This window comes from Hydrogenophaga intermedia, from assembly GCF_023715105.1.
In the GTDB taxonomy this organism is placed as follows: domain Bacteria; phylum Pseudomonadota; class Gammaproteobacteria; order Burkholderiales; family Burkholderiaceae_C; genus Hydrogenophaga; species Hydrogenophaga intermedia_A.
Genome location: NZ_JAMBNO010000006.1, coordinates 85,734 through 98,791, shown reverse-complemented (window position 1 = coordinate 98,791; position 13,058 = coordinate 85,734). Strand labels below are relative to the sequence as shown.

At 64.5% G+C, this 13,058-nt stretch carries 12 protein-coding genes; 5 read left to right on the top strand and 7 right to left on the bottom strand.

The window, feature by feature from the left end; genetic code table 11:
• Positions 1-14: 14 nt before the first annotated feature.
• Genes phnE through phnC form a run of 3 tightly spaced genes read right to left on the bottom strand, consistent with a single transcriptional unit; the run spans position 15 to position 2,540 of the window.
• On the bottom strand, positions 15-815 hold the full coding sequence (gene phnE / locus M3149_RS07195) for a phosphonate ABC transporter, permease protein PhnE (protein ID WP_251708658.1): 801 nt from the start codon (positions 813-815) through the stop codon (positions 15-17).
• On the bottom strand, positions 812-1,690 hold the full coding sequence (gene phnD / locus M3149_RS07190) for a phosphate/phosphite/phosphonate ABC transporter substrate-binding protein (protein WP_251708657.1): 879 nt from the start codon (positions 1,688-1,690) through the stop codon (positions 812-814). Before phnD ends, phnE begins: the two co-directional genes overlap by 4 nt.
• A gap of 34 nt (positions 1,691-1,724) precedes the next feature.
• Positions 1,725-2,540: a phosphonate ABC transporter ATP-binding protein gene (gene phnC / locus M3149_RS07185; protein WP_251708656.1), complete on the bottom strand. Its 816-nt coding sequence runs from the start codon at positions 2,538-2,540 to the stop codon at positions 1,725-1,727.
• Positions 2,541-2,641: 101 nt separating this feature from the next.
• On the opposite strand from phnC, the gene M3149_RS07180 reads away from it, so the two are divergent.
• Positions 2,642-3,529 carry a LysR substrate-binding domain-containing protein gene (locus tag M3149_RS07180; protein WP_251708655.1) on the top strand — a complete coding sequence of 296 codons (888 nt, stop codon included), beginning with the start codon at positions 2,642-2,644 and terminating at the stop codon, positions 3,527-3,529.
• Positions 3,530-3,664: 135 nt separating this feature from the next.
• The gene (locus M3149_RS07175) at positions 3,665-4,261 is read left to right on the top strand and encodes a LysE family translocator (RefSeq protein ID WP_251708654.1); all 597 of its coding nucleotides are present in this window, start codon (positions 3,665-3,667) and stop codon (positions 4,259-4,261) included.
• Between the two features lie 40 nt (positions 4,262-4,301).
• Here M3149_RS07175 and M3149_RS07170 read toward each other — a convergent pair whose 3' ends face one another.
• Both M3149_RS07170 and M3149_RS07165 read right to left on the bottom strand, forming a co-directional pair.
• A complete protein-coding gene (locus tag M3149_RS07170) occupies positions 4,302-4,826 on the bottom strand; it encodes a pyridoxamine 5'-phosphate oxidase family protein (RefSeq protein WP_251708653.1) in 525 nt (174 codons plus the stop codon).
• A 90-nt stretch (positions 4,827-4,916) separates the two neighbouring features.
• Complete coding sequence (locus M3149_RS07165; RefSeq protein ID WP_251708652.1) at positions 4,917-5,873, bottom strand: LysR family transcriptional regulator; 957 nt, start codon at positions 5,871-5,873, stop codon at positions 4,917-4,919.
• Positions 5,874-6,196: 323 nt separating this feature from the next.
• Between M3149_RS07165 and M3149_RS07160 the strand changes: the two genes are divergently transcribed.
• Positions 6,197-9,772: an indolepyruvate ferredoxin oxidoreductase family protein gene (locus M3149_RS07160; protein WP_251708651.1), complete on the top strand. Its 3,576-nt coding sequence runs from the start codon at positions 6,197-6,199 to the stop codon at positions 9,770-9,772.
• Here the strand turns inward: M3149_RS07160 and M3149_RS07155 are convergent.
• The gene (locus M3149_RS07155) at positions 9,756-10,229 is read right to left on the bottom strand and encodes a PaaI family thioesterase (protein WP_251708650.1); all 474 of its coding nucleotides are present in this window, start codon (positions 10,227-10,229) and stop codon (positions 9,756-9,758) included. The two genes, M3149_RS07160 and M3149_RS07155, sit on opposite strands and share 17 nt — an antisense overlap.
• 145 nt (positions 10,230-10,374) lie before the next feature.
• Here M3149_RS07155 and M3149_RS07150 point away from each other — a divergent pair, with 145 nt between their 5' ends.
• A complete protein-coding gene (locus M3149_RS07150) occupies positions 10,375-11,613 on the top strand; it encodes a PLP-dependent aminotransferase family protein (RefSeq protein ID WP_251708649.1) in 1,239 nt (412 codons plus the stop codon).
• Positions 11,614-11,634: 21 nt separating this feature from the next.
• Positions 11,635-12,462 (top strand): isocitrate lyase/PEP mutase family protein, encoded by an 828-nt coding sequence (locus M3149_RS07145; protein WP_251708648.1) that lies wholly within the window; start codon positions 11,635-11,637, stop codon positions 12,460-12,462.
• Position 12,463: 1 nt separating this feature from the next.
• Here the strand turns inward: M3149_RS07145 and M3149_RS07140 are convergent, their stop codons facing one another.
• A complete protein-coding gene (locus M3149_RS07140; protein WP_251708647.1) occupies positions 12,464-13,057 on the bottom strand; it encodes a 2-hydroxychromene-2-carboxylate isomerase in 594 nt (197 codons plus the stop codon).
• Position 13,058: the final 1 nt, after the last annotated feature.

Here is a 13,058-nt window from a genome sequence, read left to right as displayed (position 1 = left end):
GGTGTTGTGCGTCATCATTTCAGGCGTTTGCGCAGCGCCGAACCGATGCCGTCGACCACCAGCACGCAGGCCAGGATGGACAACAGGATGGCCGACACCTCGTCGTACTTGACCAGGCGCAATGCGGCCATCAGCTCGAAGCCGATGCCACCCGCCCCCACGATGCCCATCACGGCCGACGCACGGAAGTGGTATTCCCAACGGTAGATGGTGATGTCGGCCAGTTGCGGCAGCACCTGCGGCAGCACCGCGTGCGTGATCACCTGCAGGCGGCTGGCGCCGGCCGCGGTGGCGGCCTCCAGCGGCTTGAGGTCGACATGCTCGATCGCCTCGGCGTAGAACTTGGCCACCATGCCGGTGGAATGCAGGGCCAGTGCCAGCACGCCCGGCAGGGCGCCGAAGCCCACCGCGGCCACGAACAGGATGCCCAGGATGATTTCGGGCACCGAACGGAACGCCGCCAGCACCGTGCGCGCCAGGCGCCCCACCACCGCATTCGGCGCGGTGTTGGGCGCGGCCAGCAGCGCCAGCGGCAGCGACACCACGATGGTGAGCGCGGTGCCCGCGATCGACATCGCCAGCGTGTCGCGCAGCGGAATCACCCAGTGCTCCCAGCGCGCAAAGTTCGGCGGCACCATCTCCGAGGCCAGTTGCCGGATGGCCGGTGCGCCTTCCATGAAGCGCTGGGCGTCGAAGAAGCCGGTGACGTGCAGGGCCAGCGCGCACACCAGCAGCACCGCCGCCACACCCGTCAGGCGGCGCAGCCGGCGCTGGTGGTCCAGCGCGACGATGGCGTCAAGTGCCAGTGCCGTCATTGCATGCGCCCCAGATCGAGCTTGAGCACGGTGGCGGTCTCGCGCAGCACGTCATAGGCCGCGTCGTCGGTGGCGGCAAAGCCCTGCACGCGGAAGGCCTTGAGAACCTCGGCGTCCTTCATGTCGAGAAAGGCCGCGCGGATGGCCTGCTTGAGTTCGGGCTTGAGGTCGGCCTGCATCACGATCGGGTAGTTCGGAATCGGTGCCGACAGATCGAGCTGCACGATCTTCGAGGCGTCCACGGTGCCGCGCGAAATCAGGTTGTCCAGGATGGGCTTGGACAGGGCACCGGCCGGAACCTGCCCGGCCTGCACCGCGCGGGCCACCGCGTCGTGCGTGCCCAGGTGCACCGGGCGGTAGTCCTTCTCGCCGTCGAGCTGGTATTTCTTGAGCAGGTGCGCCCGCGGCGCCAGGTGGCTCGACGTGGAGGCCTGGTCTCCGAAACCGAAGGGCTTGCCGCGCACATCGGCCAGCGTCTTCACCGGGCCACCGGCGGTGGCGATCAGCACCGACTGGTAGGTCGGCGAGCCGCGCTCCACGCCCACCGCGAACGGCTCGATGGTGGGTGCCTTGGACTTGGCCAGCACGTAGGAGAACGGGCCGAAGTACGCCACCTCGATGCGGCCGAAGCGCATGGCTTCGATCATCGAGGAGTAGTCGGTGGTCACCGTGATCTCGACGTCTTTCTTCAGCGTCCGCTCGAGGTAACGCTTGAGCGGCTGCGCGTTCTGGATGATGCTGGCCGCGTTCTCGTCGGGCAGCAGCGCCACCCGCAGGCGGGCCGGGTCCTTGCCCTGGGCCTGGGCCCACAGCGGCAGCAGAGCGGCAAACGAGGTCAGGGCGACCAGGCGAGAGAGTTGTCGGCGGTTCAACATGGCGGTAGCTCCTTCGTGGGGTGGACGGGATGAATCAGGCATGGGCCAGGGTGGGCGCGACGGCCTCGGGTGGATGGTTGGCTGACGTGGTTCCCGCGCGCGCGTACAGCGCCGACTCGACGTCTTTCGTGAGCTGGGCGGGCAACCCTTCAAAGACCAACTGGCCTTGACGCATGCCGACGATGCGGTCGGCGAAAAGGCGCGCCAGGTTCACCTGGTGCAGGCTCACGACGGCGGTGAGGTGGTCCTTCTTGCAGATGTCGTGCAGCAGCGTGAGCACACCCTGCGCGGTGGCCGGGTCGAGGCTGGCCACCGGCTCATCGGCGAGCAGCAGGCTTGGCCCTTGCACCAGCGCGCGCGCGATGCCCACGCGCTGCTGCTGCCCACCGGAGAGCGTGTCCGCGCGCGCGAGTGCCTTGTCCAGCAGACCGACGCGGTCGATCACCGCCAGCGCCTGTAGCTTGTCGGCCCGGCTCCAGGGCCACAAGGACGTGAGCGAGCCGCGGCTGGCGAGCTTGCCCATCAGCACGTTGGCCAACACGGTCTGCCGTCCGATCAGGTGGTGCTGCTGGAACACCATGGCGCAGCGGCGCCGGTGCTCGCGCAGGTTGCGCGCCGACACCGCACCGCCCGGCAGGCCGTCCACCTCGATGCGGCCGCCATCGGGCCGCACCAGCCCGTTGATGCTTCGCAGCAGGGTGGACTTGCCCGCGCCGGACGCGCCCAGCAGCACCAGGAACTCACCGCGCGCCACCGCAAGATCGGTGGGCTGCAGCGCCCGGTGACCGTCCGCATAGGTGACCGAGACGCCTTGGAGTTTCAGCAGGGATTCACGCTGGAGTGCCGACATGACCGCGTCCTCGTTGATGCATGGCCGCAGTGTCCCGACGCGAGGTGTCACCTGTATGAAACTTTCACCCGGAAAAATGCGGGCATCCATAGGTGCCATCGATGTCCGGACTGAGCCTGCTTGCCGCCCTGAAGGCCTTCGACGCCACCGCGCGCGCGGGCAGCATGACGGCGGCCGCGCGCGCGCTGGCGCTGCAGCAACCCACGGTGTCCGCGCACATCCAACGCCTGGAGGGCGAGTACGGCGTTGAACTGTTCCACCGCCGCGGCCGCCGGCTGGAACTCACCGCCTTCGGCCGCACGCTGCTGGACCACACACGCCGCACCTTCAGCGGCGAGGACGACGCGCTCGCCCTCCTCAACGCCGCGCGCAATCACTACGCCGGGCGCCTGGTGGTGCACGCCATCGGTCCGTACAACGTGGTGCCCGTGCTCAAGGCGTTTGCCAGGCGCCACCCGCAGGTCAACCTCGCGGTCGGCGTGGGCGACTCACGCACCATCACCGGCAAGATCCTCGACTACCAGGGCGACATCGGTGTCGTGCTCAACCATGCCGAGCACCCCGATCTGCACAGCCTGCCCTTTCGCACACAACGGCTGGTGGTGTTCGCGCATGTGGAACACCCGCTGGCGCAACGGACGCAACTGCCCTTGAAGGCGCTTGAAGGCCAACGTTTCGTGATCCGGGAAGAAGGCTCAACCACCCGCCGGGTGTTCGAGAACGAGCTGCGCGAGCGCGGCGTGCGGGTGCAGATCGCGCTGGAGATGGGCAGCCGCGAGTCGGTCCGCGAGGCGGTCGCACAGGGCCTGGGCCTGGGCGTGGTGGCCGAGACGGCATACGTTCCCGATCCGAGGTTGGTGAAGCTGCGCATCAACGACACGGACATGGCCACGCATGTGTGCTTCATCTGCCGACAGGAGCGGCGCCACGCACCCTTGATTTCGACCTTCCTGGCAATCGCCTCTGAGGTTGGACGTCAATTGGACTAGCCTCCCAGCCTTCGTACGAAGCGATCATCACAACCACTGCTGTGCAGATTGGTGCTCGGCGAAGTCATTCTTTTCACGCATCAGTTCAATGCGCGAGCTATACCAGCGACAACTGCCATTTGACTTCCTCGGTTCATGTCGCACCCGGAACTGGTCGCCTTCTTCGTATTCGGATTCACCGCCGCCGTCACACCCGGTCCAAGCAACATGCTGGTGATGACGGCCGGCGCGCAAGGCGGGCTCGTTCGGGGCATGTGGTGCCTGTTCGGCGTCGTCGCCGGCATGGCCCTCATGATGGGGGCGGCAGTTGCCGGCTTGGGTGGCGTCATTGCCACCCACCCCATCTTGCTGGATACGCTCAAGTGGCTCGGTACCGCCTTCCTGCTGTGGCTGGCCTGGAAGGTGGCCAACGCGCCGGCCGTGCGCCAGGACGATCAGAGTGAGGTCATCGGCTTCTGGAAGTCGCTGGCGTTCCAGTGGGTGAACCCGAAATCCTGGGTGGTGAGCGCAAGCGCGGCCGCCAGCTACGGCAGCGCCCTCCCGGGAACGGTTGCCGAGCGTTCACTCGCCATCGCACTGACCTTCGCCGTCGCGGCGACGTTGGCTTGTGCCATCTGGATGTTCGGGGGCGTTGCCCTCAAGCGCTGGCTCGGGGACGATCGCAATGCACGGCTGTTCAACCGCAGCATGGGCGCCCTGCTGGCCTTTTCGACCATCGCCATCCACCTTTGAGTCGCGTTGGCCGCCTTGTCGCCTGGCTGGCCCGCTCAGGCTACAGCCTGGGCCAACGGTAGCTTGCCTGTGCGGCACGCGCCTGCGACTCTTCCGTGGTGCCGGGCACGAGACGGTAACTCGGTGCCACGATCGGCTCCGTGCTCAATACCTGCACGCAGATCACCGAATGGATGGGGAAGGCGCCGCGGGTGATCTGATGCAAGGGAAACTCAAGCTCGCCGAACCGGGGATGAACGGGCTCCACGATCACCGCGGCGCCCTTGACCTTGAACCCCTTCTGAATCAGGACGTCGACGAAGCTCACACAGACATTCGGATGAGCCTTGATGTTGCGCACACTTTGCGGCGAGGCAATGTTGGCTATCAGGAGTTCGCGCTCACCGTGGCAGCAGAAGATCTCCTTGGGCGACACGTTGGGCATACCGTGCGCATCAATGGTGGCCAACCAGCAGAGCACGCTGCCCGCCCTCAGCCGCTGGAACTCCGCGGAGAAACCGCCCGCCTCGTGCACGCCTTGCTGCACAGCTTGAGGGTGGTGATCGGAAGCGTGAGGCGAGTCCATGCGCGATACGAGTCAAAGTCACAAAACGACCAGTATCTCGCCTCGACGGGCATTCGCCTCGAATTTCCGTGCGTTCAGCACAAGCACGGTTCAAGTCTGAGTGGTGGTTGACGCATCGCTGCCATGCGCGTTCGCCGCTGCAAGGCAGTTCAGCAACTCCTTGGTTCCCTTGTTGGCCTTCAAGCCCCTGTGCACCGCGACGACGTCGATGGCAAGTGACTCCTCAAGGTCCACGCAGGTCAACACCCCGCTACCGTCCAGTCCACGCAGGCAATCAGGCACCAAAGCAATACCACTGCCCGTAGCCACCTGGGCAATCACGTCCTTCAGGCCACCTGCGGATCTCATCATCGCGTTCGGCACCTCTGCGTCGACCAACGCGCGGGTGGTCACGTGATGCAAGACGGGCTCGACAACCCGATCCACCATCCAGAACATCTCACCGCCCAGATCTCTTAGCGAAACGGGGCCGCCGGCGCGCGTCAGCGCATGACCTGTGCTGACCAGCAGAACGATCCGGGACTCGCGCAGCCTGGTCAAGCGGAACTGGATGTTTGGCAGCTTGCCCAGCATGACAGCCATCTGCACCTGCCCGTTCTCCAGGGCCATCGGCTGCGCACTGCTGGGCAACTCCAGCAGCTTGACCTCGAAGCGCGCGTCGTTGCGTCGCAGCATGCGCACCGCCTGCGGAACCGCCGGGTAATCCGGCACCGCAAAGCTGGCGCACGCCAGATCGACGCGCCCATGCAGATGTGCCTGTTGAACCTGCAGTTTGATCTTGTCGAACCGGCGCAGGATGCTGCGGGCCTCGGGCAGAAGGATCTGTCCGGCCTCGGTCAAATCAACGCCCCTCCAGGATCGGTGCATCAACTGCACACCCATGCGTCGCTCCAGGTCCGACATCTGCAGGGTGAGGTTGGACTGGCAGACATTGAGCACATGCGCCGCCCGGCTGAGCGAGCTGGCCTCGCAAACGACGACGAAGTGATGCAACAGCTTGAAGCTGATGGACTGGTTGTTGTAGGGCGATCGGATCCGCTCGGTCACTGAACTCTCCGCGCCGCAACGCGAACACGCGGCGCCTGGTGGGCATGGCAGCCCGAGCAGGACGTTCTCGTCTGCGTCGTCGCTCGGGTGGCGGTGCAGGTGTACCGCGTTGGTCGGCTCCGTCGTTCGCAAAGTCTTGGCTGATCGAGTCGCGCCTTTCATGGCTGCATGCCCCCAGGCGCTGCAGCCTTCTGAGACCATCCCCCACGCGCTTGCAGCGGGTTGATCACCGCTGCATCAGTGCAGCAGATGGCACCCGATGCACGCCTACCCGCATGCAGGCCGCGGTGTTGACCCAGAACACAATTTTGGACGTCCACTCCATGATGAACGACATCGCGCGCGCCAAAGACGCGCTGGCCCACGAATGCAAGTTGCGCGAGGTCACCCTCGACGACAAGTACACCGCGCGCAGCGGAGCCGTCTACTTGAGTGGCATTCAAGCCCTCGTGCGGCTGCTGTTCGTGCAGAAGTGGCGGGACGAGGCCGAGGGTTTGAACACCGCGGGCTTCGTGTCGGGCTACCGCGGATCACCAATCGGGGGCCTGGATGAAACCCTCTGGAAAGCGTCGAAGCACCTGGAGGCAAACAAGATCAAGTTCCAGCCAGGTGTGAACGAGGATCTGGCGTTGACAAGCGTCTGGGGCAGTCAGCACATCGACCAGGTGGGTCCAAGCCTCTACGACGGGGTTTTCAGCCTCTGGTACGCCAAGGGACCGGGCGTCGACCGCTCGATCGACGTCCTCAAGCATGCGAACCACGCCGGCTCAAGCTCCAAGGGTGGCGTTCTGCTGGTGGCGGGCGATGACCACGGCGGCTACTCCTCGACGCTGCCACACCAGAGCGAACACGTCTTTGCCGCCAGCATGGTGCCTGTGCTCTACCCGGCCAACGTGCATGAGTTCATCGAGCTCGGCCTTCACGGTTGGGCCATGTCGCGCTATTCCGGCTGTTTCGTTGGATTCAAGGCGATCGCCGACACGGTCGAGTCCAGCGGTTCGGTGGGTGCCGATCCGTTCGCAACGAAGATCGTCCTGCCAACCGACGTCGAAATGCCACCGGGTGGCCTGCATTCGCGCCTGTGGACAGAGACGCTGGGCATCGTTGCCCGGGCGCAGGAAGCGTTGATGCACGATCACAAGATCTACGCGGCCCTGGCTTACTGTCGTGCCAACCGGCTCAACCGCACCACGATACGTTCCGATCGCGATCGGCTGGGCATCGTGGCATCGGGCAAAGCCTACAGCGACGTGCTGGAGGCTCTTCAGGAACTGGGCCTCACCGAGGAGCGCCTGAATCAGATCGGCGTGCGACTTTTCAAGGTGGCCATGCCCTGGCCGCTGGAGCCCGACAGCGTTCGCGAGTTTGCGGTCGGCCTCGAGGAGATCCTGGTCGTCGAAGAGAAGCGTCAACTGGTCGAGTACCAACTCAAGGAGCAGCTCTACAACTGGCGCGACGACGTGCGCCCACGGGTGATCGGCAAGTTCGACGATCAGGGCGAATGGGTGCATCCGCGCGGGGAATGGCTGCTCACCCCCAAGGCCGACTTCACTGTCGCCCAGGTGGCCGCCGTCATCGCTTCGCGGATCCGTCGGTTCCATTCCAGCGACGCGATCGATCGCCGCCTGGAGCTGATCCGCAGCAAGGAGGCCTTGCTCGGACAGGCCAACAAGACGCCCCCGAGGCCGGCCTACTACTGCTCGGGCTGCCCGCACAACACCTCCACCAAGGTGCCAGAAGGTTCAGTCGCGCTGGCTGGAATCGGTTGCCACATCATGGCCACCACGATCTACCCCGAGGGCAACAAGACCACCACCCACATGGGCGGGGAAGGTGCCACCTGGATCGGCCAGCACCACTTCTCCCAGGTCAAGCACGTGTTCGCCAACCTGGGCGATGGCACGTACTTCCATTCCGGCCTTCTGGCCATCCGCGCCGCCGTCGCTGCCAAGACGAACATCACCTACAAAATCCTCTACAACGATGCCGTGGCCATGACGGGAGGCCAGCCACACGATGGCGTGGTCACCGTTCCCATGATTGCCCAACAGGTTCATGCCGAAGGTGTGCGGCGCATTGCCGTGGTCACCGAGGATGTGACCCGTTACGCCAACCGATTCGGGCTGGCTCCCTCCGTCACCGTGCACGACCGCTCGGAGCTGGAACGCGTTCAGAAGGAGTTGCGCGAGGTACAGGGCACGTCGGTCATCATCTACGACCAGACCTGCGCCGCCGAGAAGCGCCGTCGGCGCAAAAAAGGAAGCTATCCCACGCCGGCCAAGCACCTGCACATCCACGAGGCGGTGTGCGAAGGTTGCGGCGATTGCGGCCAGCAGTCGAACTGCGTGTCACTATTGCCGCTGGAAACCGAGTTCGGCCGCAAGCGGCGCATCGACGACTCGAACTGCAACAAGGACTTCTCCTGCCAGAAAGGCTTCTGCCCGAGCTTCGTCACCATCGAGGGGGGCAAGCTGCGAAAGCCCGGCAAGGCCAGGCTGGATCTCGCCGCGATGCTGCAGTCGCTGCCGGAGCCAACCTTGCCTCCGTGCGATGCGGCCTACAACATCATGGTGACGGGCATCGGCGGTACAGGCGTCATCACCATCGGCGCCCTGCTGGGCATGGCCGCCCACCTCGAGAGCAAGGCCGCGTCCATCCTGGACATGACGGGCATGTCCCAGAAGAACGGCGCCGTGACTTCACACGTGCGGCTGGCCCGAAGCGCCGAGGCCATCATGGCGCAGCGCATTCCCACTGGCGAGGCCGATCTCATCCTCGGTTGCGACATGCTCACAGCGGGATCGAAAGAGGTGGTCTCCAAGATGCACCACGGCCGAACGCACGCCCTGGTGAACACCCACCAGCAACCCACAGGCCAGTTCACGAAGAACCCCGACTGGGCCTTCCCCGAGCAGACGGTCAGGCAGCTCATCACGCAAGCGGTGGGTGAGAAGGTGGACTTTGTCGACGCCACCCGACTGGCCCTCGCCATCCTGGGCGACTCCATCGGCAGCAACCTGTTCATGGTCGGCTTCGCATTCCAGAGAGGCCTGGTTCCCCTCACCTCCGCATCCATTGAGCGCGCGATCGAACTCAACGGCGTGGCGATCGACAAGAACCTCGAAGCCTTCCGCTGGGGGCGCGCCGCCGCCGTGCACCTGCAGAGCATTCAGGAGCAAGTCAACCAGCAGTCAGTCATCAAGGTGCTTCCGCGCCGCACCCTGCAGCAGACGATCGATCTTCGGGTCACCGAGCTGACCGACTACCAGAACGAGGCCTATGCGCGCCATTACCTCGACCTGGTCGACAGGGTGCGGCAGCGGGACGTGGCGCTCGGCGTGTCGGCCGATCAGGCACTGACGCGTGCGGTCGCCCGCAACCTTTTCAAGCTGATGGCTTACAAGGACGAATACGAAGTGGCCCGGCTGTACACCGCTGCCGACTTCTGGGACAAGATCGACGCCAAATTCGAAGGTGACTTCAAGGTCAAGCTCAACCTGGCGCCGCCTCTGTTCGCCAAGCGCGATGCCGACGGCAACCCCATCAAGCAGGAGTACGGCAGCTGGATGTTCCCGGCCATGCGCGTGCTCACCGCCTTGCGCTTCCTGCGCGGCACGCGGCTCGACCCCTTTGGCTGGACAGCCGAACGCCGCATGGAGCGTGGCCTGGTCGACCGATATCGAGAAATTGTCGAACGCGGCCTCGACGCGTTGACCAGCGACAACTACCACCACTGGGTGAAGATCGCCAACGTGCCTGAATCAATCCGGGGCTTCGGGCATGTGAAGCACGCCTCGGTGGTGACGGCACAGGCGCGCTGGAACGACCTGCTTTCGAACGTCCCCGGTGCTGCGCACCCTGCCCCGGTCGAGGAGACCTCAGTCACCCACCCTGGCTGAGTCGAAACGGCCGGCAGATCGTGGTGGCATGGGCCACCACGATGGGATCGTCCTGCGCACCCACGGAAAAAACCGTCACGGTGGCCACACCGTGTGTTCGATTGGCAGTCAGGGGTCGCCCTATGGCGATCAGGCGACTGCCGTTGGCCGGTGCGAGGTTGTGCAACTCGAAGCCGGTCGTGCTCGCCATCCAGCCCTCGCCCAGCACGGCAGCAGATGCGCTGACACCCGCAAAGTCAGCCAGCGCGCCGACGATGCCGGCCTGGACCGTGCGTCCGTTGAACGTGTGCTCCCGACGTATGGTCAGCTCAACCCGGGAGCGGCCTGCCTTGTCAAATCCCGTCACCACAACACCGAGATGACGCGCAGCCGGCATGGCCTCAATGATCTGTTTGAGGTCGGTCCGATAGAGAGGATCAAGCGCATCGGGCTCGATCGGGGTGGGCGACGTTTCCATGGTCGGGAACGGAGAAGTTGATCGATCGCCGAAGTACCGCATGGGCCTGCAGCCGCACGCACGATTCGTGCACACACGTCGGGGACCACATTTCATGCGCTCGGTACACCATTGACCTACATATCGATCTCCACAAGGAGAAGCGATGGATGCAGGCAAGTTCGAAGGACTCTCGTTGGTGGCCACCTCCGCCAGGCGATCCGACGTCCGGGACCTGCTGCACCACGCCTCACGCGAGGGCATGATTTCCTTTGCCGGGGGATTGCCCGATGCGGATCTCTTCGATCTGGCCGGTATCAACCAGGCCATTGACCTGATTCAGAGTCGATCATTGCGGCGGGGATTGCAGTACGGGGCCACCGAAGGACAACCGAATCTGCGGGCCGCCGTGGCCGAACTCATGCGCCGGCGCGGCGTGCCCACCTTGCTCGACGACCTGTTGATCACCACGGGGTCACAGCAGGGGCTGGATCTGCTGGCTCGCGCCTTGGTCAATCCAGGGGATCTGGTCGCCATCGAGTCGCCCACCTACCTCGCAGCCGTCAACGCCCTCGAGTTGACACGTCCGCGCTTTCTGACGGTTCCCACCACGTCGTGCGGCATGGATGTGGACGCACTGGTGAGCAGTCAGGCGCGCCCCAAGCTGTTGTACGTCGTGCCCACGTTCAGCAACCCGTGCGGCGCTCAAATGCCCTTGGAAGCCCGGATCAAGCTGTTGCAATGGGCTGCCGACAAAAAAGTCTTCGTCATTGAGGACGACCCCTACGGCGAGTTGCGTTTTCCCGCAACACCCGCCTTGCCGTCCCTCCATCAGTTGGCCAGTCATCAACCCGGCGCGCATGGTTGGGTGGCCTACTTGTCCACATTGTCCAAATGCATGGCCCCCGGGCTTCGCATCGGCTGGATGATGGCACCCGCCAGCGTTCTTGACGCCTGCATACGCATCAAGCAGGCGATGGATCTGCACACCTCGTCGCTGGTACAGGAGATCGCAGCAGCCTACCTGCAGTCGGGTCTCATGGACGCGGCAGTGGAGCGCATGCGCGTCACCTACGAAAGTCGCTACCGTGTGATGCGAGAGGCGCTGGAGGACGCGTTTGGCGATCAGATGACGATCGGCGAAGCCGCGGGTGGCATGTTCCTGTGGGCGCGGTTCAACGATGGGACCCATACCCGAGCTCTGTTGACCGAAGCCTTGCGTGACAACGTCATGTTCGTGCCGGGCAACGCCTTCTACGCGCAAGGCAACCTCGGCGCCAGCGAGCTGCGGCTGAGCTTCGTCACCAACGCAACCGAACGGATTCGAGAAGGGGTGCAGCGGCTGAAGAGTGCTCACGCGCGGCTGCACGCCGAGAGATCCTGCGAAGCTATCGTTCAACCCTGACCGCGCCTGCGGCTTGCCACCATGACCAGGACACAGCACCAACGCGGCGAGGCGTTTCGCGATCTTCACGCAAATCAGAAGATCTTTCTCATGCCCAACCCTTGGGACAAAGGATCCGCCGTCCTGCTGGAGAAGCTGGGCTTCGAGGCCCTGGCCAGCACCAGCGCCGGGTTCGCCTTCTCCCAGGGCATGCCGGATGGAACGCCGTCCTTTGAGCAGGTGCTGGGCCACCTTCGAGAGCTGTGCGCCTCCACCAGCCTGCCGGTCTCGGCTGACCTGGAAGCGATGTACGCCGACTCGCCTGAAGCCGTGTACCGCAATCTGCAGCGGGCGGCCGCCTGCGGCATCGTCGGCGCATCGATCCAGGATTCGGGCAGCGACCCGGGTGCACCCTTGATGCCACTGTCGCTTGCCGTGGAACGCGTGCAAGCCGCCGTGGAAGCCAAACGCACACTGGATCACCCTTTCGTGCTCACCGCCCGGGCGGAGTGCTTCACGCAGCCCGATGCCTCGATGGACGACACGCTCTTGCGCTTGCAGGCCTATGAGAAAGCCGGTGCCGACGTGCTTTTTGCGCCGTGGATCAAGACGGAGGAGCAAGTGCGTTGCGTGGTCGCCGCGGTCAGCAAGCCGGTCAGCGTGATGCTGGGTTTCGCGGGGTCGACGCTCGACGTCACAACCCTGGAGAGACTCGGTGTGCGCCGCGTCAGCACCGGCGGCTCGTTCGCACGGGTTGCCTATTCGGCCATGATGGCAGCCGCCAGCGAGCTTCAGGGTCCGGGGACCTTCCACCAGACCCGAAGCGCAATGACGGGAAAACAGTTTAACGAGCTGTTCTCCCGGCCATGAGCTAGGCCCTGGCGGCCCACTCGATGGCTTCGTCCAGGCGGTCGTTGCCCCAGAACATCTCGCCTGCCACGAAGAAGGTGGGACCACCGAAGACGCCCAGTGCCTGGGCGCGCTGCGTTTGCTCCTTCAAACGCTCCTTGTTCTGTGATTCTTGCGCTTGTTCGATGATCGCATTGGCGTCCAGGCCCAGTTCCACAAGCGCACGCGACACTGTTTCCACCGAATCGATTTCCTGGTCCTCGACAAAATTCAAGGCCATCATCCGTCGAGAGAAGGCCTCGATCCACACCGAGTCCTTGCCGAGGACCGCTACGCGCATGGGCAGCAGCGCCCGGCGTGGAAAGCTCGTCGGACGCTTCCAGGGCAGTCCGTACTTCTCGCACTGGCGCTCCATGTCGCGCCACATGTAGCGGCCCTTCTGCTCCTGCAGCACGAACGGGGAAGTGTCCCAACCGAACGACTTGAAGATGGGCCCCAGCAGAAAGGGCTCCCATTTCAGCGGCACGCCGCGCGATCGGGCGAGCTCGCCCACCCTTTGCACGCTCAGGTAGCTGTAGTTGCTGCCGAACTCGAACCAGATTTCCAGTGTTTTCATC

Bases quoted from the DNA above. Each gene is read 5' to 3' on its own strand.
- phnE (WP_251708658.1), bottom strand. From the start codon at position 815: ATGACGGCACTGGCACTTGACGCCATCGTCGCGCTGGACCACCAGCGC.
- phnD (WP_251708657.1), bottom strand. From the start codon at position 1,690: ATGTTGAACCGCCGACAACTCTCTCGCCTGGTCGCCCTGACCTCGTTT.
- phnC (WP_251708656.1), bottom strand. From the start codon at position 2,540: ATGTCGGCACTCCAGCGTGAATCCCTGCTGAAACTCCAAGGCGTCTCG.
- M3149_RS07180 (WP_251708655.1), top strand. From the start codon at position 2,642: ATGTCCGGACTGAGCCTGCTTGCCGCCCTGAAGGCCTTCGACGCCACC.
- M3149_RS07175 (WP_251708654.1), top strand. From the start codon at position 3,665: ATGTCGCACCCGGAACTGGTCGCCTTCTTCGTATTCGGATTCACCGCC.
- M3149_RS07170 (WP_251708653.1), bottom strand. From the start codon at position 4,826: ATGGACTCGCCTCACGCTTCCGATCACCACCCTCAAGCTGTGCAGCAA.
- M3149_RS07160 (WP_251708651.1), top strand. From the start codon at position 6,197: ATGATGAACGACATCGCGCGCGCCAAAGACGCGCTGGCCCACGAATGC.
- M3149_RS07155 (WP_251708650.1), bottom strand. From the start codon at position 10,229: ATGGAAACGTCGCCCACCCCGATCGAGCCCGATGCGCTTGATCCTCTC.
- M3149_RS07150 (WP_251708649.1), top strand. From the start codon at position 10,375: ATGGATGCAGGCAAGTTCGAAGGACTCTCGTTGGTGGCCACCTCCGCC.
- M3149_RS07145 (WP_251708648.1), top strand. From the start codon at position 11,635: ATGACCAGGACACAGCACCAACGCGGCGAGGCGTTTCGCGATCTTCAC.
- M3149_RS07140 (WP_251708647.1), bottom strand. From the start codon at position 13,057: ATGAAAACACTGGAAATCTGGTTCGAGTTCGGCAGCAACTACAGCTAC.